The sequence below is a fragment of the Allobaileyella intestinalis genome (assembly GCF_009695865.1).
In the GTDB taxonomy this organism is placed as follows: domain Bacteria; phylum Bacillota; class Clostridia; order Peptostreptococcales; family Anaerovoracaceae; genus Allobaileyella; species Allobaileyella intestinalis.
The window spans coordinates 63,603-89,390 of sequence record NZ_VUNB01000007.1; the positions used below are offsets into that span (position 1 = coordinate 63,603).

The window sequence follows — 25,788 nt, forward strand, 5'->3', positions numbered from 1 at the left end:
TTATGGAATCCGCCAGTTGCAGGCGGTTGGAGGAAATAATGAAAATAGCAGTTTGTGTCAAACATGTGCCTATTTCGGAGAATGTAGAGGTGGACCAGAACCACCGCCTGATCAGAGACAATGCCGAATCAGACATCAATCCTTGTGACCTGAATGCCATGGAGACTGCCCTTCGTTTGAAACAGGAAGAAGGGGGAACCATTGATGTTTATTCCATGGGCCCGGAGGATGCCACGGCTTCCCTTAAAAAATGCCTGGCTATGGGCGCTGATCAGGCCTGTCTGATTAGCGGACGCAAGTTCGCAGGAGGTGATACTCTGGGAACAGCTCGCGTTCTGGCAGAGGCTATCCAGAAGCAAGGAGAATATGATGTTGTTTTCACTGGTAGCGAATCATCAGACGGAGGTACTGGCCAGGTAGGCCCTATGCTGGCAGAACTGCTTCATATGCCTGATGTCAGTGAGACTGTTGAAGTGAAAGCTGGGAACGGTTTACTGAACGTCAAAAAAAGAGTTGACGGAGGGAATCTGCTTCTTTCGGTTAAGATGCCTGTGCTGCTAACAGTACCTTTCGGCTGCAATGAGCCAACGCTCCCAACCCTCAGGACCCAGAGAAAGGCGAACCGGGCAGAAATCCCTGTAGTCGGAGAGGATGATCTGGACCTGTCAGCCGAGACCATCGGTGAAAAGGGTGCACTCTCAATCGTCACCGGCCTCGAAGCCGCTTCCGGCGGCAATTCCGCTGAGAAAATCAGCGGCTCAGATGATGAGATTGCAGCGAAGCTGTATGAGCTTCTGGAAGAAGGGAGGAATCGGTAATGGCAGGAGTATGCGTTTTTGCAGAAATTACGAATCAGGGCGTCAGTGAAACCTATCTGCCGCTGGTCGCTTTCGGCAAGAGCATCACGGATGTGTCCGGGGAAAATCTGACCACACTGGCAATTGGTGATGGTGCGGGGGATTATGGCGATAAGCTGCAGGCTGAAGGAGTAGATGAGATTATCCTGGCAGAGGTGCCTGGCGCTTCACCGGTACAAACCGATATTCTGGCAGAAGCACTAGCTTCTGTAATTCGTGAAAAGAATTTTTCAACGATTCTTGTGCCTGCCACTCACCTTTCCCGGTCCCTTTTCGCCAGAGTAGCAATGAAGGAAAACATCGGTATGACTGCAGATTGTACTTCTCTTCGCACGGAAAAATCCGGTGATGGAGTGGTGGTTCATCAGATTAAACCATCCTTCGGATCTCAGATCATGGTGCGCTGCGATGTAATTTGCAATCAAGAAATAATTACGATGAAAACAGAAGACTGTGAACCGGCTGAGGCCGGCGGCAGTGCACCAGTTACGGTGATTCATCCAGATGCAGGTGCTTCGGCCATTCAGGTTCAAGGGTTTGAAAAGATAGATACTGCTGACAGCATTCATGATGCAGAGGTGGTAGTCTGCGCCGGCCGTGGAGCCATGGAAGACGATAATTTTGAGAAAATCAAGGCCTTTGCGGCTAAGATCGACGCATCTGTTGCTGGATCCCGCCCGATGGCTGATAACGGATGGATTCCTTTCGAAAATCAGGTGGGACAGTCAGGAACTGTAATCCGGCCAAAAGTGTGCTTTACCTTTGGCATCTCCGGAGCTATTCAGTTCACAGAGGGAATCAAGGGTGACCCGATGGTGATTGCAGTAAATAAAGATCCACATGCTGCGATTTTCAGCTTCGCCGATTATGCCGTGGTTTCGGACATGAGCAGTGTTCTGGACGCACTGCTGAAATAGCAATTGAAAAAAACATATAGTGATAGTGCAGGCGGTTCTGCATTTCCCGATTTAACCTGGGATGCGGACTGCCTGTTTTGTTGTACAATTAATAGAGCTCAAGAACCCGGGTGCCTGGAAGGAGAGCAGGGACGGAGCAGTAGAACAAGGAAAAGGAGAGTTAATCATGATCATCCAGACAGGAATGCGCACGGATATACCGGCGTTCTATCATGAATGGCTTATAAATAGAATAAAAGAAGGTTTCGTAATGGTCCGCAATCCCTATGATCCTACTCAGGTCACAAGATACAGCCTTTCTCCCGAGGTGGTGGATCTCATGGCTTTTTGCACAAAAAATCCTGCACCCATGCTGCCGCATATGGATGTTTTGAAATCGTATGGTCAGTACTGGTTCGTCACCATCACTCCGTACGGTAAAGATATTGAACCCGGGGTGCCGGATAAGCGCAAGGTTATGGAAGATTTTAAAAAACTTTCAGAGATTGTGGGCGCAGATAGCGTGGGCTGGAGATACGATCCAATCCTCGTAGATGACAGGCATTCTGCTGACTGGCATATAGCTGCTTTTGAGCAGATGGCGGCAACCCTGTCAGGGTATACAGAGACCTGCGTCATCAGTTTTATCGACATTTACAGAAAAGTGGAAAGGAATTTTCCAGAAGCCAGGGCGGTTGGCTTCAATGACAGGATGAAGATAGGAAAAGCGTTTATACACATCGCAAAGAAATATGGAATAATTATAAGGCCGTGCGCAGAAGGCAGTGAACTTGAGCCTTACGGTGCAGACTGTTCCGGGTGCATGACGGTAGAGACTTATGAAAAAGCTCTTCACGCCAGGCTCAGTGTGCCGAAGCAAAGCGGGAATCAGAGAAATAACGCTTGTGCCTGCCTCCTTGGAGCAGACATAGGTGCCTATGATACCTGCGGCCATCTATGCAGATATTGCTACGCAAATTCCAATGCTGCTCTTGTGAAAATGAACATGAAAAGACATAATCCGTCTTCACCGTTTCTAATCGGAGGAAGTCTGCCAGGAGATGTGATCCACCAGGCACGTCAGAAGAGCTGGCTGGACAAGCAGATGCGGTTTTTTTAGAACTGCACAGGATTTTATTACGAAAGGCTGGGAAATCTGGGAACACCCTGGGGGATACTCAACTGAACGAAAAATCGACCACATGAATGCAAGTGTAAAATTTGCGTACGGGTTGTATCGTGCCCTGTTGTGCTGCAGCATTGACATGAAGAATTTGTCAGAAAATTTCTGGTGGGATGTGTCACAGACGATTTTCCCATATAGGGCTCCTGAACGGCCATAAATTCAAAGAATACACGATTAATTTCCGTAAATGGTGCATCATAGGGAAGTTGATCGATTGCCTGATAGTAATCCTTTGACAATTCGGACAGTATGTCCTCATACAGCGCTTCTATACTTGTGTAGTGGAGATAGAATGTCTTTCGGTGAATCATAACCCGGTCCGTCAGTTCTTTGACAGTAATTTCTGAAGCATCTTTCTCCATAATCATTTCTTTAAATGTGTCCTTTATTGCTTTTCTTGTTTTTATAACACGTAAATCAGTCTTTCGTTCCATCATTATTCTCCCGATAATGTCCAATTTCATCTAGATGTGGAATTATTACCACTTTAAAAAATCTGGAAATTGAGTGTTTTCAACACAGAAATTAAATAGCCATAAATTGATAAATCAACACGAGGACATTAATCTTAAAACAAGAAGCCTCATAACAGTAGTGGTGCTTATGGCCCAGGGCCTGACGGACAACTCGCTTAAGTTCCATATTATGAACGCAAAGGCTCATGGCGTTACGCAGTTGGAGGACAGAATACTGAATTCGCAAAATACTTTATGGGGGAAAGTTATCTTAATCCGCCGGGCCCTGCGTCCTTCACTACCGTCTTTTACCAGATTTTCAGTCATCTTATTTATGTTCTCTCTTCCTTTCAGGAGAGATGCTACATCCTGCAGCTGAAGCCGGAAAGCAAGGCGTTTTTGCAGATACGCCAACAAGGATATTTTACAGTGCAAGCAGCGCTTTACAACCCGCAAAATGGGGAAATTACCGTGGCCATTTTCCGCTGATTATATCAGACATGATACTTTCAACAAGAGAGATATCTAAAGGATGACTGCTGGTTTCAAAAGTGGCTATTAACTGGTGCCCCAGGTGGATGCCGTTTAATTCGTACTCATTCAGCTTTAATATTGCCTTGTTGGCATATTCAGGTTCATCGAGCATACCAAAATGCTCCCAGTATATTTCTTCTCTTGTTTCAGGGTTGAGAATAGTAAAATCCGGATAGATCCATTTTTCTGTTACTGGCAGAAAAAGACCTCTTTCGTACAAGAATGGTATTTTATATTCAATAAAATCTGTTGCCAGGATGTACTCAGATTTGGAACGGGTCCGGAGATTATCCCCTACAATAAATCGCTTGTTCTCTTCATTAAACGCAAGAAATTTTGCTGGCTGATTCAGCCACTTATTAATGAAAGCTTTATCGGAAAGGAAATCAGGTGTAATCAGTTTCGTTATTTCCTCGGGAATTGATGCTGCAGTGAGTTCAAATGTCTCATCTGGATAAAGCCGGGCAATTTTTTCCCAGAGTTTGAGCTCATGCTCAGCACGTTTCAAAGCGCGAGTGTCGTATTCCTTCTGTGCCAGAGCAGCAATGAGGACTGAATTATTTTTATTTATGTATTTACCGGTTTTTTCTGAAGGAAAAAGCCGGTGATAGTATTCAGTGCGATTCGGTCTCTGAACAACCCGGAGCTTCCCGGGCGGCGCGCTCTCTATTCTTTTTGAAAGCTTATCAATTATGGAATTCAACCGCACAATTCTTTCCATGGTGTAGTTAATAATTGTGTTATGCATGATGTCCTCTCTTTTGTCATGAAGAAAAAACAACGGTGAATCATTAATATCATTTCTTCAAAGTACATGCAATTGCAGATAGGGTGCTGAGAGTAAGGCAGGAGATATTTTGTATAATGTGGAGAGGGAATTGTAACTTTTCATAATAAAATTCTAATCACGAAATAACCATGAGCTTATCGCAAAAACTTCACCGAAATGCATGAAAGCATCAATATTTATCAGCTGGCAATTCAATCTTTACATTTCTTTACGCTTACTGTGAATAAAGATTTAATGGAAGCTTGATAGAATAATGTTAAATTTCCTATCCATATTTCTTAAGGTCTATTTGGGCCTTAACAAATGGTAATAATCCACTTGTGTATTCCATAATATGGGCGGTTATCTCTGTATCATGGAAGGGGAACGGAAGAAATACCATGGTATACGAAATAATTTCTATATCATGGAAACGAAACGGAAGAAAAACCATGATATAAGCATAATTTTCTATATCATGGAAAAATAAAAACACAGGCTCCATGATATGAGGATTTTTCTGCATATCATGGAAAAAGAAGCGACAAGGCTCCATGATATAAGCATAATTTTCTATATCATGGAAAAATAAAAACATAGGCTCCATGATATGAGGACTTTTCTGCATATCATGGAAAAAGAAGCGACAAGGCTCCATGGTATAAGCATAATTTTCTATACCATGGAAAAATAAGCGGCAAGGCTCCATGGTATGCGAATTCTTTCCTATATCATGGAAAACGACACACTGAGGCTCCATGATACACAAAGTTTTTCCTATACCATGGAAAAATACAGAAGGGTGCGGTAGACTGTTGTAAATGTCGTAAATACCATAAACCTCTTGAACAAATAATTTAGCGGGAAGTGAAATATGTCTAAAAAAGATAAAGAAAAGAAAAATATTGATGGGTGTGAAGGGGAGCAGACGCAAGGTGAAAATCCACTGAGCCCAGAGAATTCAGCTGTTGGAGATGAGAGGCTTCAGAGGTTTCCCCTTTTTGACAGTATCTCGAAAAACCAGTCTGTCAGAACATACATCCAGTGCCAGAACCAGGCCACCAGTGCCCTGGGATTTACGGAGCACGGTTTTGCACACGTTGCAGTTGTAGCAGAGCGCACCAGATACATACTTGAAACTCTGGGAGAGGATGATCACACCATAGATCTGGCACTCACTGCTGCATGGCTCCACGACATCGGCAATATTGTGAACAGGGTGGATCACAGCCAGTCCGGTGCGCTCATGGCTTTTCAGATTTTGAATGAAATGAAGGTACCAGCAGAGGACATCGCTCAGATCATATGTGCTATTGGAAATCACGACGAGGGCAACGGGGTGCCTGTGAGCAGAATAAGTGCGGCGCTGATTCTTGCAGACAAGTCAGATGTCAGGCGCAGCCGTGTTCTCAATCGCAGCGAGTCTGAGTTTGACATCCACGACCGGGTCAACTACTCGGTAAATAAATCTGAAATCAAGATTAATAAGGAACATTCAGGCATAAAGCTGAAACTCCATATCGATACAAGGCATGGAGAGATAGGAGAGTATTTTGAAATATTCATGAACAGAATGCTTTTGTGCAAGAAGGCGGCCAACAGCCTTGGTCTCCAGTTCCACCTGATTATCAACGAAATGTCGTTGATGTAAATTGTGGTAAATATAGAAGGGGCTGCAGCATTTTCACAACGCTGCAGCCTCCGTATTTACTGATGGTAATATTAACAGTGTTAAAGATTCCTGCCGACATTTTCAGAGCCACCCTGGCGTGGTTACCGTAGTGGTTACTGTAGTAGTTATCGTACTGGCTGCCGTAGTAGTTACAGCGCTGCCTGGACAGCTTCTCTGACTTTCTCCATATCCATTGTAGGCTCGAATCTTGAAATAACGTGACCTTCACGGTCAACAAGGAATTTTGTGAAATTCCATTTGATATATGCTTTGTCACCGAATTTCTTGTTGTTCATGTCTGCGAACTTATTGAGAGCAGCGTTCTTCAAACCTTTGCCGAAACCCTGGAAAGGCTTTTCTGTTGCCAGATAGGCAAACAGCGGGTCAGCTGTCTCTCCGTTAACATCGATTTTCTTGAATTGAGGAAACTCTGTTCCGAACTTAAGTGTGCAGAACTGGTGGATTCCTTCATCGTCTTCAGGTGCCTGGTTTGCAAACTGGTTGCTTGGGAAGTCCAGAATCTCGAACCCCTGATCCCGGAATTCCTTGTACATGGCTTCAAGTGGCTCATAATGAGGAGTGAAGCCGCAGCCCGTAGCTGTATTTACAATGAGAAGCACCTTTCCTTTATAATCTGCCAGACTTACATCCTGGCCCTCTCTGTCCTTAACCGTAAAATCATATACTGTTTTCATGGCAATACTCCTTTCTGATGTGAGTATAAGACCGTGAAGCTGATAAGTCAATGCAAAATTAAATGGCGCGCAACTAAACACAATATAAATACATTATTCATTGGGTTTGGAGAAAGAGAAGGGAAGTCACAGCAGGGGAGCACGTAAAAAAGCAGCTGCCCCATTAAAATACAGCTGCTTTTTCAGAATCGTTGTTCAGTTTACGGGTAACCTGCGGTCAGATTACGATCAGCCTGTGGTTAACCTGCCATTAGCCTACGATTTCCCATTTCTTGTCTACGTGGTTGAGAATTTCGTGACCGTCTTCTGTAATCAGAATAAGATCCTCAACTCGAACTCCGTATTTTCCAGGAATATATACTCCAGGCTCGATGGAGAAAATCATTCCCGGAACGGCAGGGTTTGTATTAAGAGGAGATACATCGCCGTATTCGTGATCTTCCTGACCGATAAAGTGACCGGTTCTGTTTGTCCAGTATTTCAGATAACCGTGCTCGTCCATAAGATCTCTTGCGGCTTTATCGATTTCACAGATCGGTGTGCCAGGCTTGCAGAGAGCTTCTGCTCTTTCTACAGCTTCGCGGACAATATCGTGGGCAAAAGTCTGTTCCGGATCAGCGGACTTGCAGTAGTAGGTTCTGGTCATGTCTGAGCAGTAGCCTTTGTATCTGCAGCCCATATCGATGAGGATGCATTCCCCTGCAGCAAGTTTACGGGTTTCACTTGGCATGTGGTGCTGGTCAGCAGCGTTTTCTCCGAAACATACAATTGTGTCGAAGGATACACCTTCAGCGCCAGCTTTCAAATACTCATTGTCAATGAATTCGGCAACTTCCTTCTCGGTCATTCCTTCTTTGATGAAGTCCTTAACCTTGAGCATTACAGAATCATTGATCTGGGAAGCTTTTTTCATAAGAGCAACTTCTTCAGGATCCTTTTCTGCTCTTACATAGTCAACACAGTCAGAACCCCATACGACTTTCAGCTCAGGGCATGCCTCCTGAAGAGGGATGAGGAATCTTGCAGGCCATGTTTTGTCGATGCCCAGTGTTTCCTTAGTGTCGATGTTATCAATGATAATCTTAATCTGGTCAACAGTGTCTCCGAACCACACTTCTTCGAAGCCTGTGTCTTTTACGAAAAACAGGTAGTTAAGAAGGAAGGTGTGTTTTCCGTTTGTTCTGAGAATGAGGGCATATAATCTCTCACCAGGATTTACGTTTACGCCTGTGAGAAACTTAATGCTGAATGGATCGGAAACCAGAAGCTGGGTGAGTCCCTTTTTCTTCATTTTTTCAATAACACGCTGGATTCTTACGTTGCTCATTGCTAAACCTCCTAACTATTCAACGCTATAGGAATTATAATCTTGTTCATGATGATAAACAAGAAATATTTATACATAATTCCATACCACGGTCGACTAAGGGTCAAAGACAGCCTGTTGTAGTTAATTTAGGGTTACAACTTGCTGTGAGCCCGGGACAACCTGTTGCTGCAGATGATTTAAGGGCAGCCGGCTCTATTCATGACAGTGATGTATTCTTTTTTCCTCATACAGCCTCTGGTCTGCAGCGTGGATCAGGTCTCTCAGTTCCTGGCTGGTTTCCGGATGGCCTGTGATGAAACCGGCACTGCACCGGAGGGGCAAATCGATGCCTTTCAGTTGCATTTTCTGCACATCAAGGAGCCATTTGTCCACTCTCTTGTTAAAATCTTCAGCTGTAACATTAGTCATTATTACGAGAAACTCGTCTCCGCCGTAGCGGTAACAGGATTTTGATGGAAAAATCTCCTTTAACTGCCTGGACACTTCCTTCAATATTAAATCTCCAGTTTCGTGTCCCATCTGGTCGTTGAACCGTTTGAAATAGTCGATGTCTGACATCATTACTGCTACGTCATTCCCTGTAATTTCCGGAAAATCATTTCTCACTGCAAGCCGGTTACCCAGGCCAGTGAGGGGATCAGATTTCGAAAGTTCATCAAGCTTCCGGTTCAGACGCTCAACTTCGAGACGCTGAGTAACATTTTTTACCTGAGTCCTGTATCTCACTACCGTTCCCAGCCACATCAGGAAAACCATTGCGAAATAATTGAATGAATTCAAATTAGCGGCCCGATCCACCTTGTATATCAATATATAAAAAAGAATATGCACGCTGAGCAGAAGGGGAAAACTGACCTTTGGAGGCATTGCAACGAAGCAGGTGATAACCAGCTCCACAATGAAAAAGGTAATCATCTGGCTCCCTTCAATGTAATGCCTTCTTGATGCCACCATTCCCCAAAGGGACAGGACAATGAAATACAGAATGAGAAGGTGGTTCTCCCAAACCAGGGGACCAGCAGCCTTCTCAGGGTTTTCCTTCAGCCTGGTCAGATGTACAGCTACATATACGCTGACAAGAATGCAAAAGGCCACGCTGAGGATGCTTTCAAGATACAGGTTTAAGCTATGACGGTTCTGGAGTATAAAAAGAGACAAAATAACAGACTCCACCAGTATTACGCCGATGGAAATCTCGCGGAGATTATGTATATTGTCCAGTGCTATTGAGCGTCTTACAGATTCGTGGACATCGGGAAAAATATTTTTATGCAGCCATTTTCTGAAATAAGTCATATGTACGTCGGTAATTACAAATATTGGTTAACATCAGATAAATAATTTGCTTTATTACAATACGGTGTTACTTGTGAATATTATATTACCTAATGTCCATAACTGTACAGAAAATGGCTGCTGAGCTTGTTGTTTTATAATAAAAACATTTTTTTAAATGGCAGGGGCTGCGGGTTTCCTCAATTACCATCTCATTGCCTCACAGTCAGGCTTTGTACACCACATTTCCATCTACCATTGTCATTACAGGCAGGATGTCCTTTATCTCATCTGGATTAACGGTGAAAATATCTCTGTCCAGAACAACCAGGTCAGCCAGATATCCTGGCTGTATCCGTCCTTTTTCATTTTCCATAAACTCTGCATAGGCACTTTCCAGAGTGTAGGCGTCGATTGCCGTTTCCACATCTACGCATTCCTGAGGATAGTAGCCGCCCTCAGGCCGTCCTTCCAGGTCTTTTCTGGTAACCGCCATGTAAATATTAGGGAACGGGTTGCAGTCTTCAATAGGGCAGTCAGTTCCGTAGGAAACATGGACGCCCTGTTGCTGCAAGGTGTTCCAGGCATAAGATGTAGCTGCCAGCTCTGATCCAACCAGCTTATCTGCAATATGCATATCGTAGTTCAGGAAAATAGGCTGTGCATACACCAGAATATCATCAGCTGCAAGCTGGTCCAGTATGGATTGATCTGTTATCTGACAGTGAACAACTGCATGGCGCAGGCTGTTATGACCATCCCGGAATCCGGCGGAAAAACTTCTGATCGCACGGCGCACTGCTTCGTCACCGATGGCATGGGTGGCTACCTGAACCCCGTGTTCTCCTGCCAGCTGGCAGAATCTGTCCATCTCCTGGCAGGAAATGCCTTCAAGGCCGTGGTTATGACGGTCACCAACGTATCCATCTGTCATGAGGGCAGTTCTTGCACCCAGACTTCCGTCCTTAAAAAGCTTCAGTGGTCCAAGGGTCAGAAGGGAACCCTTTGGATAAAGCTGATCCCGGTGAGCATATTCTCCATTTTCCAGAGAATCCTGGAACTCTTCTGGAGAATCAAAGCAGACCTGGTGGCGGTAGCGGATTTTTCCAAGACCGCTGTCATAAATCTTGTGGAAGAAATCAAAGATCTCCTGTCTGCTCATTACATTGCTTCCAGCGTCATTGCTCTGAATGGAGGTAAGACCTCTTGAAACGCAGTAGTCCATGGCATCAAACACATCTTGTCTCATGCCTTCAGCAGTCAGGCCGGCCATAATGTTCTGGGCGGTATTGCTGCCGTTTTCGTACAAAATTCCGTTTGGCTCACCGTTCTCGTCCACACCGTAGTCAGTAGGCGTAAAGCGGGGATCCTCTGTAACATTGAGCATGTTCAGAAGGACAGTGTTAACTGCAGAAATGTGGTAGCAGGCCCTGATCAGCATCACAGGTTTAGTTGAGCTGATCCTGTCCAGATCGTGCCGGTCAGGCAGCCGCTGGCTGTCTGTAAAACAATCCTGGTTCCATCCACCTGCCAGAAGGCCATTTTCCACTCTGTCCGGGTGCTCTTCTGCAAACCTCCGGCAAATATCAACAATTTCATCTATAGAGGTGGCACCCATGATCTGGGCCTGGTTTCGGGCCTGGGCAAACTGCATCAGGTGCATGTGGGTGTCGTTAAGCCCTGGTATGACAGTCCGTCCTTCAAGATCACGGCACTGAGTGACGTAATCAGCCATGGACCTCAGTTCCTCGTTTCCGCCTACTGCGGTAATGACTCCATCTTCTATCATAACGGCCTGCCGGAAATCTCCGCGGGCCACATATATTTTTCCATTATATAAAAGAGTTCTAGCCATTGATCTGCTCCTCTCTTTCGTTCTTCCTGTCGAAAATCCAGTATACTACTGCGCCTGCTGCTGGAACCAGAAGTCCGGCAAAACCATTGACAGGATCGTCAACTGCTCCCTGAATGAGGAGGCCGATGAAAATTGCGGACACTATGATTACTGAAACAGGGTAGAACCAGACTTTGTATGGTCTTTCGATGTGCGGATACTTTCTCCTGAGAATTGGAACGGCAATTATAACCAGTACGTTAAAGAGCATGCTGGAGAGAACTACCAGGTTTGTGAGCTGGTCAAGGTTCCTCATGAGAACCAGGGCGCAGGAGATGACACACTGTACGATTATGGCAGTAACAGGTGTGCGGTGCACAGGGTGAAGGCGGCCGAAGCTCTGGAAGAAGTGGCCTTCCTTTGCCATTGCGTAGTACATTCTAGGAAAAGCAAGTGTCATTCCATTAAGTGATCCGAACATAGCCAGGACCATTCCTATTGCGATTACCATGGCTCCGGTGCTTCCCAGAACCTGTCTGGCAACGGCAGTTCCAAGATAAACGTCACCGCTGTTTATCATTTTTACCATAGTTTCATGAGGAAGAACCCGCATGATTCCGTAGTTGAAAAGTGCGTACAGAACCGTTACTCCGCCGATTCCGATAATCAGTGAAAGAGGAAGATTTCTCTTAGGATTTCTCATTTCTTCGGTGACGGTATTCAGGTTTGTCCAGCCTTCATATGCCCAGAGAGCTGCAACTATGGCAAGAGCCATCATTCCGAAGACGTTGTCGTTGTGCTGAGATGCGTATGTAACAGCAGATCCTGTGGAAAGATCAGGGGTCTGTGTGCCTGTGAAAAGGGAGGCGCCAAGAATGAGAACTATTGGAACCAGCTTTGCAACCATGGAAATGTTCTGGATGGTTGATGCCAGCTTTACGCCGTAAATATTATAGATGGTTGTTCCGATGATGAGCACAATAGCGCCGACCTTGACGCCTGTGTTGCTGATTCCCAGAAGAGACTGAAAAACAGTCATCATGGCAATAGCTACTGCTGCGATGGATCCCGGGCCTCCAATAAGGAAATTGGTGAAACCGGACATAAAACCTACAACCGGATGATAAGCTTCGTTCAGGTATATTACTGAGCCGCCGGCTCTTGGCATTGCACATCCCAGCTCAGCGTAGCAAAGGCCGCCGAAAAGGGAAATCACTCCTGCTAGTATCCAGCAGATAAGGGCCAGACCGCTGTTCATTCCGGTTCTCTGGAGCACATATGCACCCAGGTAGAAAATTCCGGAACCAATCATGATTCCTCCGATAACGCTGACTCCTCCGAATACACCGATTTCTCTTCTGAATTCGGTGTTATTAGAGGTCAGTTCTGCAACCTTTGAAGCAGCAGGCTCAGAGTGCCTTGCAGTGCGGGCCGGATGGCCGATGGGAATTGGATTAATTCCTGTCAGATTCCTTTCGTCGTTCATAATGTTTCCTCCTGTCGAACGTTGTAAAAGAAAAAGTAAAACGTACAACAGAGGCTTCATGAAAAAAGAGCCATGATGGTGACCATCATGGCTCCAGAATGCACTAACAAAAATAAGATACACCAATATTAGCTTATTCTGTACATGATAGCTCTCCGTTTTCACGACAGTCCGCCGGATATTCTCCGTCGACCCAGGAACTGCACACTCAGGATGTACAGCCCTTCGGCGGCTTCCCCTTTCGTCCCCGGGCTCCTGTGCCCCTGGTGAGGATTACTTTTGTCGGCCGCGCCTCTATCTGTTGATGGCATTATACACATGGAGGAAGAGACATGCAAGGATTTTGTTGTAAAATCTCACAATAAATAATGTATTTTAGCGGATACATTAGTGAATATTCACAAGGCAATGGCGGCGATGGAAATGTGTATAGTGCCTGTGAATAATCTTAATTCATTCCAAAGAATCTTAACTCAATGCTAATGAGAATATCTGAACTTTGCAGATATAATTAGAGACGAAAACAGTTGAATTGTCTATATGTAAGGCGTTGAGTAAGGAGATCATTGTGAAAAAGAATTATTGTGTGCTTGCTTTGTATATGGCCATCATGGGTATGGGACTTTTCGTATGCAAAAGGTTTCTGGGAACGCCCTATGATTCGCCGGATTTCAGTGAAAAATTTTTACCTTTTATGACCACCCTTGGGGTTCTTTCTGTAGTATTCTGGAAGAAGAACAGAAGGGAGCTGGTTCTGAAGTCAGATTCCAAACCGGGATACTTCCTGCCGATGGTGGTATTTGTTCCAATTGTGGCCACTGGAATTTATGTTATCATTAAAGGATTCCGGCCTGAAACAGGATTCTTGATTCTGCTGCTGGATACGAGCCTTATCGGCATTGCGGAAGAGGGAATGTTCAGGGGCATCCTCCTGGGAGGACTGGTCAGGAGAATAAAACCAGTGCAGGCAGTTCTGGTGTCCTCGGTGTTTTTTAGTGCTCTCCACGGACTAAATATCCTCGGAGGCCTTGACGCAACTGAGGTTGTGAGCCAGATGGGTTCGACTTTTGTCATGGGCCTTTTCCTGGCATCAATGTATCTTTATACAGGAAAAATCGTTTTTCCAATCGTGTTCCATTCCATGTGGGACTTGATAATTCTGGGGCAGAACTACGGAGAACTGGATTTCCTGCCCCTGCTTCTGATTGGGGCAGGTGCTGCAGAGCTGGCTGTTTCTGTGTTGATCATCGTTAAACTAATAAGAAGAAAAACCAGCTTTGGAACGCTGGAAGGGAGTGGGAAATGCTTGTAAATTGCATAGCTGTAGGACTAGGGGGCTTTACAGGATCGGTTCTGAGATATTTGGTTTCCCGAATGGAATTTCAAAGATCAGGAAATATTCCAGTCAATACTCTGATCGTAAATATTGCTGGAGCAATAATCATCGGATTGATAATTGCATATGCAAAGAATTATGGAATGAGCGAGGAAAAACTTCTCTTTCTCAAAGTCGGACTCTGCGGGGGATTGACCACTTTTTCCACGTTCTCTGTTGAAACCCTGGGATTCTTCGAGTCTGGAAATATACTTGCAGGTACCGCATACGCACTGGCATCAGTGTCACTAAGCCTTCTGGGAGTAATTGCCGGTTTGAAAATCGGAGGAATGGTATAAAAAGGAGCCTTATAATGATTAGAGAAATCAACCACGATCCATTATTTCTGAATCAGCCTTCAGAGCCGGCGACTGCAGAAGATCTGCCGGTGGCAAGGGACCTGCTGGAAACACTGGCGGCTCACAGGGAAGAATGCGTGGGGATGGCCGCAAATATGATAGGCGTCCGGAAAAACATCATTGTCGTGAACATGGGAATCATCAATATGGCCATGCTCAATCCGGTCATTCTTGATAAAAAAAGACCTTTCGACACAGAAGAGGGCTGCCTCTTTCTCCCGGGCATCCGTCCCGCCAGAAGATATGAGGAGATTACGGTAGAATATCAGGACATGACCATGGCAGTGCACCGCCAGACTTTTACGGGATGGACCGCCCAGATAATCCAGCACGAAATAGACCACCTTCACGGAATCCTGATCTGAAAAAACTCAGCAGATCAGGGCCGCCAATAAGCCGGCTGGCCCACTGAAAGACTTTATTGAAAATCACCCTAATCTGGAATTAATTATCCTCTCGGCCTCCTGGCTTGATTCGGTATTTGTATAGGACAGTTTGACATTCCTTTGAATATCAGGCTGTCCTTTTTCAGTGGCCGGAATGCAGTGAACCATAACCGTTGGAACATCAATTGTGCTCCCACCGGAGCAGCAAGAGTGGTGTTCCGGCATTATCAGAGCTTTCGCAGATGTCACAGCACTGTAAGGAATGTAGTAGAGCGTTCCGTCTTTGTAAAAAAATATTGCTTCATGGCCGAATTTTGTGTCCCCGATTTTCTTTGCACTTCGGCGGTCAGAGCGGGTGTCGCTGATAGTCTGGCCGTCTATAAATGGATAGGCCTTATTAAAATCAAACATGTCTCAAATACCTCTTTTCTTTTCACTAGATTATATACTTAAAAAAATATAAATCAATTAAAAATGCATTGTGGTTGAGGCGGTATTTGGGCGGCGGGACGCCACTTGGGAAATGGACGCCATGGGGATGCTGAGGTGGCGCCTGTGATGGTGGCGCCCTGAATCGCTGGGAGTTTGGAAATGGACGCCACTGGGAAGCGTGAGAGGCGTCCGAAATCGCAAATCCTAATCAACCGGACGCCAGGTGAGATTGGAGGTGGCGTCCAGAATGGCTTGGTGTTGGAAATCGGACGCCATTTAGAAGCGTGAAAGGCGTCCGAAATCACAAATCCTAATCAACCGGACGCCAGGTGAGATTGGAGGTGGCGTCCAGAAGGGTAGTAAGTTGTGGAATGGACGCCACTGGGAAGCGTGAGAGGCGTCCGAAATCGCAAATCCTAATTAACCGGACGCCAGGTGGACGCGAATGCGGCGTCCAGAAGGGTAAAAAGTTGTGGAATGGACGCCATGGGGATGCGTGAGAGGCGTCCGAAATCGCAAATCCTAATTAACCGGACGCCGGGTGGACGAGAATGCGGCGTCCAGAATGGTAGAAAGTTGTGGAATGGACGCCACTGGGAAGCGTGAGTGGCGTCCGAAATCGCAAATCCTAATTAACCGGACGCCGGGTGGACGTGAATGTGGCGTCCAGGGTCTCTGAAATCAATAAACTGGACGCCGCCTGGAGGTGCAAGTGGCGTCCAGGGTCTCTGAAATCAATAAACTGGACGCCGCCTGGAGGTGCAAGTGGCGTCCAGCTCTTCTGCAATCAAAAAAACAGACGCCACCGGGAAATGTAAGTGGCGTCCGTGAGTTCAGTTGCCCAAGGGTCCCGTCCAATAGTCCATGGGTACAATAGTCCAGAGGTGGTTATTTTCGAAGGTCCTTTTCGTAAAGGGTGTATTTGCCGTCTATGGCGTCGTTGGAGAAGGTTTCAATCCAGTCCCGGATGCCGTCGTAGTCCCGGGCTTTTACCAGCTTCCAGGATTGCAGTGTGTGTTCGTAGAGGGTGTTGATCCCGTATATTTTGCAGAAGCGGATCCACATGGCGAGGCAAGGGGCTCTGAATGTGACGATGATAAGGCTTAGCATGGCGTTGCCGCCAAGCTCTGCCAGTTTTATCTGGAACGAAAGGGCGTTTTCTGCGGCCTGGCGGAAGCTGTCAGAATCTTTAATGCTCTCCACTGTTTTGTCTATATCTTCTATGGCATCTGGAGTGAGAGATTCAATGGCGTTTTTCATGGTCAGGCGCTCAAGGGCCCAGCGGATTTCCAGAATGCTGCGGATGTCGCTGTCCGAAAGGACGTCACCCTTTAGCCTCATTATGGCGTTTAGAGTTTCGGCGCTGGCCTCTTTCTTGTAGTCGGCAACAAAGGTGCCTTGGCGTGGGCGTACCTGGAGAAATCCCTGGTTGACCAGTACGGCGATTCCGGCGTTTACGACGGTGCGGCTGATTCCCAGCTCCTGGGCCAGTTCTCTCTCAGGGGGAATGCGCTCGTTTACCGCAAGCTCACCTGAGATGATCATTTCCTGCATTTTTCTGATGAAAAGTTCCCGCTGAGAAGGAAGAGATATTTTCTCGAATTTCATGGCAGCCTCTCCTGTGATTAATGAAAAAAGACCCGGCAGACGGTGCGTCTGTCGGGTGCTTAAGTGATCAACGATGCACAGGTACATTTTATACCAAACTATGCCACTCTTTCCATAGCCTCTTCGAAATCGCGGGTACCTGCGAATATTTCGTTCTTGTATGGGTTCTTGTGCTGAGCCTTTGCTCTCTTGATGATGACTGCCAGTGTAATCACGTTTATTGCCAGTGCCATCAGTGCTACCACGCCCTGAGCTGTAGGATCAGCTGTTACGCCGGCCTTTGTCAGCTGGGAAACTGTGTCGATAGTAGTCATATCAAAGGCTGTAACTCCATGAGCGACAGCTCCCTTGTACAGTGAAGGAAGAACTGAGAAGGGCTCGGTAATCTGGAAAAGAGGGAATACCTGGGCGAACATGCACCATACAGCCAGGGTGTTAGCCCGGTTCTGAATCCAGCCGCCTTTGTTCCAGAAGGCGTTTGCAAAAGTAGGAGCCAGAAGGAGAGCAACTCCGCAGTACCAGGTGTGTGTTGGCAGGTTGCAGTATGTGTATGTGAAGTTCCATACATCATAGGCCAGGATGAACCAGATGGTCATATCAGGCCAGAGCATGTCGTCTTTTTTCTTGGAAGTGTAGATTCCCCACCATCCTGTCATACAGAGGATGTTCAAAAGACCTGCAATTCCGTTAACAACATTCCACCAGCCGCCGTAGAGCCAAACGTCCTCAGTGGATTTCCACCAGCCACCTGCCATTCCACCGGCGAGGAAGCCGTTGTAAGCGGACTCGAAGTCAGAAGCTACAGCAATCAGAATGTTGATTGCAACGATGATGAAAGGCCATGGTTTAAACCAGTCTTTCTTGCCCAGACCCCACTTGTACTTAAGCATAAGGAAGCCAACGCATCCAATATCTGCTGCATAGAGTTTTGCGTAGTGGAACCATCCGTTCATGTATACATGAGTTGGATTGCTGAGGGCCCAGCCAGCTCCGTTCATGGCACCGATTTTTATAGCGATGAAGTAAGCTGTGAGAGCAATAGGAAGAACTACAAAAACCAAAATTCCGCCTTTTACTGTGCGCCTTCCAATCTCATTCATAATGATCAGTCCGGCAAAGACCAGTATCCAGCCTAAAATCTGCCATAGAGCTTTATCACCATATAATTGAAATAACATAACCGACCTCCCAATCTTTATGGTAAAAACCGTTTGCGCTGTGGTATTTCCAGAGCAAATTTAATTGCTGATTACAGGCATACAACATTCGGTTCCAGTTAGTAAAAGCCAGTAAAACAAGGAAAAATACTAGAACCCCCGTTGCCGCGGTTACGACTCTGCTGTGGTAATACCACGTTATGACAATAATTTAACACTGCTTTCAACCTTTGTCCATAGGCAAATATAATAAAATCAAATATTTAATAGTAAAATGCAATCAAATACATTTGAAACCGGAAGGGAAGGCTCAGGAAGAACATGTAAAGAGCCTGTCTTTAAATAAATACTAAAACACTGGGAATTATGTTGTATAATCCATACAAAGACTTGAGCGTACTTTGTGGAATTCGCACAATGACGCAGAGGGAATATATTTTTTTTCAAGGGACATCCTGAGACAGGGCTGCCGAGGGTCATGCCATAGGGGCGAAATCGAAGGATAAGTGAAATAAGGGGATTAGAGAGATGATCAACACGTTGAAAGAATTAGTATCCATAGACAGTGTATGTGAGATGGGAGAAGGGGGATTTCCCTACGGAAGCGGACCGGCGAAGGCCCTGGACTGTGTGCTTTCCAAGGCGGAGGACCTTGGCTTCCGGACAAAAAACGCAGATTATAAATACGCGTTTGCGGAGATAGGCCAGGGAGATGAAATTGTAGCTGTCCTCGGGCACCTGGACGTGGTGCCGGCAGGAGATGGCTGGAACACACCGGCTTTTGAAGCAACGGAAAAGGACGGAAGGATTTACGGCAGAGGAACTGTTGACGATAAGGGACCAACGGTTGCAGCAATGTATGCCATGAAGGACCTTCTGGACAGAGGAAAGCCGCTGAACAAGAGAGTCAGGCTCATATTCGGACAGTGTGAAGAGAAGGGTGACTGGAAGGACATTGAGGCATATAAGGCCAATGAAGAACTGCCATGCTGCGGTTTTACGCCAGATGCAGAGTTCCCTGCCCTTTACGGGGAAAAAGGGATAGTTCAGCTTGAAGTTTCTACGGCCCTGGCAGGCAGCGGACTCCAGGAGGCAGAGGGCGGCAGTGCTCCCAATGTTGTGCCGGGTCACTGCAGACTTGTAGTTGATGGTGAAACCTTTGAAGCAGACGGTGTTCCTGCTCACGGCAGCACACCGTGGAAGGGGACAAACGCTATTACACTGGCAGCCGAAAAAGTCCGGGCAGCCGGTAAAACCAGCAAGTTTGTGGATTTTTACCTTGACCACTTCGGAAACACTCACCACGGAGAGAACTGCGGAATCGCCTTCGAAGACGAAGAAAGCGGCAAGATCTCCGTTAATCCGGGAGTTTTGAGAATTGACGGGGACCAGGTGAAGCTGTCTCTGGATATCAGAATTCCGGTAACTGTTTCAAGTGATGAAGTGACCGGGAGACTCAGCGAAACACTGAAGCCTTTTGGTGCAACTATCAATATCATAAACAACCTCAGAAACGTTTACCTTCCTAAGGATGGTTCAGAGATGATGGCTCTCCTGAAGGCATACAGAGAGGTTACTGGCGACATGTCTGATCCTATCATCATCGGCGGAGGCACCTATGCAAGAGGAATGGACAATGTTGTGGCCTTCGGACCACTTTATCCGGGGCAGGAAAACGTTGAGCACATCGCCAATGAATATATTGGAATCAAGCACATGGAAGAGCTGAGAGAGATTTATTATAAGGCGCTGTGCAATCTTCTGGAAAAATAAAAGCTCCGTCCGCCCAGGACACCAGGGAAAGCAGGGGAGGAATTCTTAAGTTTTTCTCAGGGAGCCGCGAAAACAGTTATATATAGAGATATATAGTGATACAAAATGGTATAATGTTCGCTGATTAGCGGGTACACAGAATTAGATGATACCCAGCTGACAGACAGTTGAAAAAACGGTCCGGATCCGCAACCCGGGCCGTATTCAAATGCAGTGGCTTTTATCTGTTTTCGGAGGTTATTAATAATGAGCATTCTCAATAAGAATAAAAATATTGATGTTATTGGAGTCCAGATCGATTTAGGAGCATCCCGCAAGGGCGTAGCCATGGGACCCCTGGCAATCCGCTATGCAAATCTCATTCCAGATCTGAGAAAACTGGGATATACCGTGAGAGACAAGGGAGACATTCTCACTCCTGTTGAAGGTGAGAGCCGCCCTAATATGCTTAATTACGATCAGGTGTGCGCAGTAAATAATCAGCTCTACCACCAGGTGACGAAGACACTGAGAGACGGAAGGATTCCACTGGTCCTCGGTGGAGATCACAGCCTTGCAGCAGGAAGTGTATCTGCTGTTTCAAAGTACTATGAAGATCAGGGAGAAATTGGAATTATCTGGATTGATGCTCACGGAGACTGGAATGACAACAATTCCACCCTCAGCGGGAATATGCACGGTATGCCTTATTCGGCAGTGTGCGGCTGGGGGCCAGACGAGATGGTGGATTTTGGACAGAAGCCACATTTCGTTCCTACAGAACATTGCGTTCAGGTTGCCGGTCACGATTTTGACATCCCGGAAGCAGCCAGGATGAAAAAGGCGAGAATGAACGTTCTTCCTATTACCGATGTAGACAGGCGGGGGATGCACGATGTAATGGAAGAGGCCATCGAGATTGCCGGAAGAAATACAGTGGGAATTCATCTCAGCTTCGATGTTGATGCTATTACGCCGGAATATGCTCCTGGAACAGGAACACCTGTAGCCAATGGAATCACTGCCAGAGAGGCTTTCCTTGCAGCAGAGATGGTAGCCCAGTCAGGGAAGCTGATCAGCATGGACCTTGTGGAAGTAAATCCTATTCTTGATGATAAAAACAAGACTGCTGTTATGGCATCAGAGCTGATTCAGCTGGCATTGGGAAAGGAAGTTTATTAGTTCGGGGGCTCAGGAGGCAATGCTGCATCTGTTTAAATGTGATATTGTGTAAAATGTACAATATTTTATCCTGAATATGGTGAAAAATGATAAATATTCCTATTGACTGTTCTAGCAGGGTGGATTATGATTGATGCATAAAAAAATCAGATAAACTTGTTGCTAAACACAAAAGGAGATATAGAGATGGCTAAGAAAGATTTTGACTGGGAGAACATGCCCTTTGCCTATCAACCTACAGATTACAGATTTGTTTCCTGGTTTAGGGATGGAAAATGGGACGAGGGAGAGATGAGTACTGACCCGAACGTCACCCTCAATGAATGCGCCCAGGTTCTCCAGTACTGCCAGCAGGTCTTCGAGGGACTGAAGGCCTATGAAACAGTTGATGGAAGAACTGTTATTTTCCGCCCTGACATGAACGCCGAGAGAATGTATGATTCTGCTGAGAGAATGATGATGGCACCATTCCCTAAGGACCGCTTCATCCAGGCATGCAAGGACGTGGCAAAGCAGAACAGAGACTGGATCGGACCTTACGGAACAGGTTGTTCTCTGTATCTGAGACCTTATATGATCGGAACAAATCCTGAGATTGCTGTTGCTCCGGCTTCAGAATTCATGTTCAGAGTCATCGCTATGCCTGTTGGAAACTACTTTAAGGGCGGAGTTAAGCCTATCGTTGTAAGATTTGCAGATTATGACAGAGCTGCACCTAGAGGAACAGGTCACATCAAGGCCGGCCTGAACTATGCAATGTCCATGTATCCGCTGATGGAAGCCCACGATCAGGGCTTTGCTGAGAACTTCTTCCTGGATTCAGCAACAAGAACAAAGCTGGAGGAAACAGGCGGAGCAAACATTCTTCTTGTAACAAAGGACGGAAAGCTGGTCACACCAAAGTCAAACTCCATTCTGCCATCAATAACAAGAAGATCCCTGCTTTACATTGCCGAGCACATGCTGGGAATGGAAGTGGAGCAGCGAGAGGTTTACAAGGACGAGCTGCCTGATTTTGCCGAAGTGGGAGTTTGTGGAACAGCTGCTGTTATTTCTCCTGTTGGCAAAGTTGATGATCATGGAAAAGTATTTGAGGTTCCTACCGGAATGGAAGAAGGTGGACCTGTGCTCATGAAACTGAGACAGACACTGGTTGACATCCAGATGGGCAAGATTGAAGGACCTGAAGGCTGGGTTGTAGACGTAGATAAATAAATACCATATTTCCCTTTCACCTGGAAAGGAAATATAGTTGCACGGTGGGAGCCTTGCGGCCCCTGCCGTTTTTTTAACTGTAGACTGAAGAGGATAGAATGACAGAATTTTTAACGGCTTTTTCAAATTTCATGTGGGGCACCTGGATGACAGTGCTGATTCTGGGCCTTGGAATATTCCTTTCCATAAGGTTCCGGTTTATGTACAACTTACGAAGGATTCCCTATCATTTCCGGCAGACATATGGAAAGATGTTCAAAAAAGGCGAAGGCGCCGGCACAGTCTCAGGTTTCGCTGCAGCCTGTACAGCAATGGCAAACACCATAGGAGTAGGCAACATCGGAGGCGTGGCTACAGCCATTGTGGCAGGAGGCCCGGGAGCGGTATTCTGGATGTGGATCTCCGGCCTTTTCGGGATGTCCATAAAAGCCTGCGAGATCATTCTGGGCCAGCGCTACCGGGTCCGGTACAAGAAGTCCATGGATGAGTTTCTGTGCGACAGGTCTTTCGTCATGAGAAACGCCTTGGGCTGGAAAAAAGGAGCTTTCGTCCTTGCCATCTTCTGCTTCGTGCTGGGGCCATGGACCTGCAGTGTGCAGACAGAGTCTGTTACCGGCGCTCTAAAGCAGGCCTTTGACCTGGATCCCCGGATTGCCGTTTCGGTTCTGGGGGTCACCTGCTTCGTAACGATATTCGGCGGACTGAAGAGAATCTCAGGAATAATGGAAAAAGTCGTTCCCTTCATGGCCGTATTGTATATCCTGGGTGGCATAGGCATTCTGCTCACCCACATCACACAGGTGCCGGAGGCATTCTGGCTCATCGTAAAAAGCGCCTTCACCCCGATGGCGGGGGTTGGCGGCTTTGCGGGAGCAACAGTACGTGACGCCATCAGATATGGAGTTGCCCGGGGCCTGTATTCAAACGATGCTGGGACGGGCTACGGAATGATAGCCCATGCCAGCGCGAAGACCGACCATCCTGTGCGTCAGTCCTCCTGGGGCTGGGGAGAGGTTTTCCTGGATACAATAGTGGTCTGCTCTGTAACGGCACTTTCCCTGATACTTACAAATGTTTATGTCGATTATCCGGGGGTGGATTCCGCTTCTCTTACTACCGTGGCTTTCACCGTCAGCTACGGCAGAGTCGGCGGCGGATTCCTTGCTCTTGCCATAACCGTTTTTGCATGGACCACCATAATAGGAATGTATTACAGCTGTGAAAAATCCGTGAACTACGTCTTCGGTGACACGGGTATCAACAAGGTGGCCACGAAAATATATATGGTATATTACATGATTCCGTGTGTTGTTCTCTACAATATCCAGGCTTCTCAGCTGTGGGCCATGACCGATATTCTCACAGGCTGCTATGTAATAATCACCGTGATGTTCATAGCCCTGAAACAGAAGGAGATCATGAGGCTCTTCAGGGACTTCTGGTACAGGTTCCTGCCTGCAAAGGAGGCCGGTGAGGAAGTGGCGCCGGTGGTGTATCCGGTGGAAGAGTAATTTTGCGAATGTAGTTAAGGAGGGAAAGATGACTGGAAAAATACAGGAACTGATTAACGAAACCGGAAAGTTCATCATTGACGGCTCAATGTCCAGCGCCCTGGAAGCGATGGGCTGCGACCTGAACGACAGCCTGTGGACGGCAAAGGTGCTGCTTCAGGAGCCGGAGCTGATAAAGAAAGTCCACAAATACTATTTCCGTGCCGGAGCCGACTGCGGGATAACCTGTACCTATCAGGCTACGGTGGATGGATTCATGAAACGGGGACTCAGCCGGAAGGCTGCCGAAAATACAATCCGCGGAGCAGTAAGACTTTTTCTCGAAGCCAGAGAAGAATGGTGGAATGAGGAAGAACATCCGGGACGAGTGTATCCGCTGTGCCTGGGAAGCATTGGGCCTTTTGGGGCATATTTGGCAGACGGCAGCGAATACCGAGGGAATTACGATATAAGCCGTGATGAATTGAAGGATTTTCATGAGATCCAGATAAAGCTGGTTCATGAGGGCGGAGCCGACGTGATTTTGTGCGAGACAGTGCCTTCCCTTGATGAGGCACTGGTGCAGTCGGAGATTTGCGAGGAAAAAGGTCTGGAGTATTGGATCAGCTTCAGCTGCCAGGATGGGCATCGGACCTGCGAGGGTCAGGAGATAAGCGACTGTGCAGAAGTCCTGAGAAACAGGCCTCATCTTCAGATGATCGGAGTGAACTGCACACAGCCCCAGTATGTGGAGTCCCTTATAAAGAAGATGGTGGAAAAAGGGGACAAGCCTGTTGCCGCTTATCCGAATAACGGTAGTGTGTACGATCCTGTGACCAAGACCTGGAAAACCCCGGAGGCATGGATGGGATTCTACAGCTATGCTCTTAGCTACTACAGGGCCGGAGCTGCTGCCGTGGGAGGCTGCTGCACTACCCTTGCTCCGGAAATCCAGTCAGCCAGGAAGGCCAGGGATTATTTCGTGACAGAAGAGAACAAATAATAAATGAAAACCGCCGACAGCTCACAATCTGAACTGCCGGCGATTATTTGTCGTCTATTTTCTGGCAAGGCCGAAGCAGGCCTCTATGTTAGATCTTCCTTCACCTGTGAAGGTCTGGAAGTAAATTATTTTATCTGCCTTAGGATCCATGTCTTCCGGCGGCAAAAGGGCACTCATGTGGATCTCCATATCTGAGTTCAGTGGAGCTTCGTGCCTGTAATGGAAGTTCATGGACGTAATGTCCCAGCTGCGAGGTTCAGGTATGTAGTTATAAAGCACATCTGCATACATGGCATTGTTCATGTGGCCGTTGATATCGGTGTCGTTAAAGGACACATGGTGGATTCCTGCCAGGGACATCTCGGTGTCTCTGGGGATCTTGAAGCGGGTTGGGATATCAAGCTCCTGCTTTTCGCCCCAGGCGTAGTTGGAAATGTCGTATTCCGATCTCTTTACCAGAGTCTTTTTGTCGGTGTCGATGAGTGCCCAGTTGCTGAAGGCTGTGATGGCCAGCTGGTCGCCGCAGTAGACATCAAAGGATCTTGGAAAATTAGCGCCCCGGTCTTCGCTGGTCCAGGTGCGGATGGTGATATGGTCGTATTTGTGAAGCTGCTGGTGAATCTGAATGCTCATGCGGCTCACTACATAGGCCTTGTGGAGTTTCATGTACATGTCCACGTAATCCATGTCCTGGACCTTTAGCTGAAACTCCGCGGTTTCCTGAAGATACTGGAGAATCACAGTTGGCTTCAGGTTGCCGGTGGTGTTGGTCTCAAAAGACCTTATTTGATATTCCCTTGGAAATTTCCCGTTTTTCATATTATATTCTTCCTTTCATGC

Annotated in this window: 25 protein-coding genes and 1 riboswitch; of the genes, 13 read left to right on the plus strand and 12 right to left on the minus strand. The window is 46.7% G+C overall.

The window, feature by feature from the left end:
* Positions 1 to 38 precede the first annotated feature (38 nt).
* The 3 genes from FYJ66_RS08685 (at position 39) to FYJ66_RS08695 (ending at position 2,873) form a co-directional block, all read left to right on the plus strand.
* Positions 39 to 818, plus strand: coding sequence for an electron transfer flavoprotein subunit beta/FixA family protein (locus tag FYJ66_RS08685; protein ID WP_206157042.1), 780 nt, complete (start codon positions 39 to 41; stop codon positions 816 to 818).
* Positions 818 to 1,774, plus strand: a complete 957-nt coding sequence (locus FYJ66_RS08690; protein WP_154573110.1) for an electron transfer flavoprotein subunit alpha/FixB family protein — start codon at positions 818 to 820, stop codon at positions 1,772 to 1,774. Before FYJ66_RS08685 ends, FYJ66_RS08690 begins: the two co-directional genes overlap by 1 nt.
* A 166-nt stretch (positions 1,775 to 1,940) precedes the next feature.
* Positions 1,941 to 2,873, plus strand: coding sequence for a DUF1848 domain-containing protein (locus tag FYJ66_RS08695; RefSeq protein WP_154573111.1), 933 nt, complete (start codon positions 1,941 to 1,943; stop codon positions 2,871 to 2,873).
* Positions 2,874 to 2,890: 17 nt separating this feature from the next.
* Here FYJ66_RS08695 and FYJ66_RS08700 read toward each other — a convergent pair whose 3' ends face one another.
* Positions 2,891 to 3,373, minus strand: a complete 483-nt coding sequence (locus FYJ66_RS08700) for a TetR/AcrR family transcriptional regulator (RefSeq protein WP_154573112.1) — start codon at positions 3,371 to 3,373, stop codon at positions 2,891 to 2,893.
* A gap of 73 nt (positions 3,374 to 3,446) precedes the next feature.
* On the opposite strand from FYJ66_RS08700, the gene FYJ66_RS09440 reads away from it, so the two are divergent.
* Positions 3,447 to 3,773, plus strand: a complete 327-nt coding sequence (locus tag FYJ66_RS09440; RefSeq protein ID WP_338071205.1) for a carboxymuconolactone decarboxylase family protein — start codon at positions 3,447 to 3,449, stop codon at positions 3,771 to 3,773.
* 87 nt (positions 3,774 to 3,860) lie between these two features.
* On the opposite strand, the gene FYJ66_RS08710 is transcribed toward FYJ66_RS09440, so the two are convergent.
* The gene (locus FYJ66_RS08710; RefSeq protein WP_154573113.1) at positions 3,861 to 4,676 is read right to left on the minus strand and encodes a hypothetical protein; all 816 of its coding nucleotides are present in this window, start codon (positions 4,674 to 4,676) and stop codon (positions 3,861 to 3,863) included.
* A gap of 307 nt (positions 4,677 to 4,983) precedes the next feature.
* Positions 4,984 to 5,406: a hypothetical protein gene (locus FYJ66_RS08715; RefSeq protein WP_206157043.1), complete on the minus strand. Its 423-nt coding sequence runs from the start codon at positions 5,404 to 5,406 to the stop codon at positions 4,984 to 4,986.
* Between the two features lie 165 nt (positions 5,407 to 5,571).
* Between FYJ66_RS08715 and FYJ66_RS08720 the strand changes: the two genes are divergently transcribed.
* A complete protein-coding gene (locus FYJ66_RS08720) occupies positions 5,572 to 6,348 on the plus strand; it encodes an HD domain-containing protein (RefSeq protein WP_154573115.1) in 777 nt (258 codons plus the stop codon).
* Positions 6,349 to 6,518: 170 nt separating this feature from the next.
* Here FYJ66_RS08720 and FYJ66_RS08725 read toward each other — a convergent pair whose 3' ends face one another.
* The 5 genes from FYJ66_RS08725 to FYJ66_RS08745 form a co-directional block, all read right to left on the minus strand.
* Positions 6,519 to 7,064, minus strand: coding sequence for a glutathione peroxidase (locus FYJ66_RS08725; RefSeq protein WP_154573116.1), 546 nt, complete (start codon positions 7,062 to 7,064; stop codon positions 6,519 to 6,521).
* 250 nt (positions 7,065 to 7,314) lie between these two features.
* A complete protein-coding gene (locus FYJ66_RS08730) occupies positions 7,315 to 8,391 on the minus strand; it encodes a M24 family metallopeptidase (protein ID WP_154573117.1) in 1,077 nt (358 codons plus the stop codon).
* A 195-nt stretch (positions 8,392 to 8,586) separates the two neighbouring features.
* Complete coding sequence (locus FYJ66_RS08735) at positions 8,587 to 9,690, minus strand: GGDEF domain-containing protein (RefSeq protein WP_154573118.1); 1,104 nt, start codon at positions 9,688 to 9,690, stop codon at positions 8,587 to 8,589.
* 205 nt (positions 9,691 to 9,895) lie between these two features.
* Positions 9,896 to 11,524, minus strand: a complete 1,629-nt coding sequence (locus FYJ66_RS08740) for an amidohydrolase (protein ID WP_154573119.1) — start codon at positions 11,522 to 11,524, stop codon at positions 9,896 to 9,898.
* Entirely contained in the window at positions 11,517 to 12,989 is a 1,473-nt protein-coding gene (locus FYJ66_RS08745) for an APC family permease (protein WP_154573120.1), read from the minus strand. Before FYJ66_RS08745 ends, FYJ66_RS08740 begins: the two co-directional genes overlap by 8 nt.
* Before the next feature lie 140 nt (positions 12,990 to 13,129).
* Positions 13,130 to 13,294, minus strand: a riboswitch (Lysine riboswitch).
* A 263-nt stretch (positions 13,295 to 13,557) separates the two neighbouring features.
* Here FYJ66_RS08745 and FYJ66_RS09340 point away from each other — a divergent pair.
* The 3 genes from FYJ66_RS09340 to FYJ66_RS08760 are packed head-to-tail and all read left to right on the plus strand — an operon-like array spanning position 13,558 to position 15,088.
* Positions 13,558 to 14,301, plus strand: coding sequence for a CPBP family glutamic-type intramembrane protease (locus tag FYJ66_RS09340; protein ID WP_206157044.1), 744 nt, complete (start codon positions 13,558 to 13,560; stop codon positions 14,299 to 14,301).
* Complete coding sequence (gene crcB, locus FYJ66_RS08755) at positions 14,292 to 14,663, plus strand: fluoride efflux transporter CrcB (RefSeq protein WP_154573121.1); 372 nt, start codon at positions 14,292 to 14,294, stop codon at positions 14,661 to 14,663. Before FYJ66_RS09340 ends, crcB begins: the two co-directional genes overlap by 10 nt.
* A 14-nt stretch (positions 14,664 to 14,677) precedes the next feature.
* Positions 14,678 to 15,088, plus strand: a complete 411-nt coding sequence (locus tag FYJ66_RS08760; protein ID WP_154573122.1) for a peptide deformylase — start codon at positions 14,678 to 14,680, stop codon at positions 15,086 to 15,088.
* Between the two features lie 63 nt (positions 15,089 to 15,151).
* Here the strand turns inward: FYJ66_RS08760 and FYJ66_RS08765 are convergent, their stop codons facing one another.
* The 3 genes from FYJ66_RS08765 to FYJ66_RS08775 form a co-directional block, all read right to left on the minus strand.
* Positions 15,152 to 15,520 (minus strand): hypothetical protein, encoded by a 369-nt coding sequence (locus tag FYJ66_RS08765; RefSeq protein ID WP_154573123.1) that lies wholly within the window; start codon positions 15,518 to 15,520, stop codon positions 15,152 to 15,154.
* Between the two features lie 909 nt (positions 15,521 to 16,429).
* Positions 16,430 to 17,149 (minus strand): FadR/GntR family transcriptional regulator, encoded by a 720-nt coding sequence (locus FYJ66_RS08770; RefSeq protein WP_206157045.1) that lies wholly within the window; start codon positions 17,147 to 17,149, stop codon positions 16,430 to 16,432.
* Positions 17,150 to 17,247: 98 nt separating this feature from the next.
* On the minus strand, positions 17,248 to 18,327 hold the full coding sequence (locus FYJ66_RS08775) for a DUF5692 family protein (RefSeq protein WP_154573125.1): 1,080 nt from the start codon (positions 18,325 to 18,327) through the stop codon (positions 17,248 to 17,250).
* A gap of 507 nt (positions 18,328 to 18,834) precedes the next feature.
* On the opposite strand from FYJ66_RS08775, the gene FYJ66_RS08780 reads away from it, so the two are divergent.
* The 5 genes from FYJ66_RS08780 to mmuM all read left to right on the plus strand — a co-directional run bounded on the left by FYJ66_RS08780 (position 18,835) and on the right by mmuM (position 24,948).
* Positions 18,835 to 20,079 carry a Sapep family Mn(2+)-dependent dipeptidase gene (locus tag FYJ66_RS08780; RefSeq protein ID WP_154573126.1) on the plus strand — a complete coding sequence of 415 codons (1,245 nt, stop codon included), beginning with the start codon at positions 18,835 to 18,837 and terminating at the stop codon, positions 20,077 to 20,079.
* Positions 20,080 to 20,325: 246 nt separating this feature from the next.
* Complete coding sequence (rocF, locus tag FYJ66_RS08785) at positions 20,326 to 21,240, plus strand: arginase (RefSeq protein ID WP_154573127.1); 915 nt, start codon at positions 20,326 to 20,328, stop codon at positions 21,238 to 21,240.
* Positions 21,241 to 21,426: 186 nt separating this feature from the next.
* Positions 21,427 to 22,455 carry a branched-chain amino acid aminotransferase gene (locus FYJ66_RS08790; protein ID WP_154573128.1) on the plus strand — a complete coding sequence of 343 codons (1,029 nt, stop codon included), beginning with the start codon at positions 21,427 to 21,429 and terminating at the stop codon, positions 22,453 to 22,455.
* Positions 22,456 to 22,553: 98 nt separating this feature from the next.
* A complete protein-coding gene (locus FYJ66_RS08795) occupies positions 22,554 to 23,966 on the plus strand; it encodes an alanine/glycine:cation symporter family protein (RefSeq protein WP_154573129.1) in 1,413 nt (470 codons plus the stop codon).
* Positions 23,967 to 23,994: 28 nt separating this feature from the next.
* Positions 23,995 to 24,948, plus strand: a complete 954-nt coding sequence (gene mmuM / locus FYJ66_RS08800) for a homocysteine S-methyltransferase (protein WP_154573130.1) — start codon at positions 23,995 to 23,997, stop codon at positions 24,946 to 24,948.
* 54 nt (positions 24,949 to 25,002) lie between these two features.
* On the opposite strand, the gene FYJ66_RS08805 is transcribed toward mmuM, so the two are convergent.
* Positions 25,003 to 25,767 (minus strand): acyl-[acyl-carrier-protein] thioesterase, encoded by a 765-nt coding sequence (locus FYJ66_RS08805; RefSeq protein WP_154573131.1) that lies wholly within the window; start codon positions 25,765 to 25,767, stop codon positions 25,003 to 25,005.
* Positions 25,768 to 25,788: the final 21 nt, after the last annotated feature.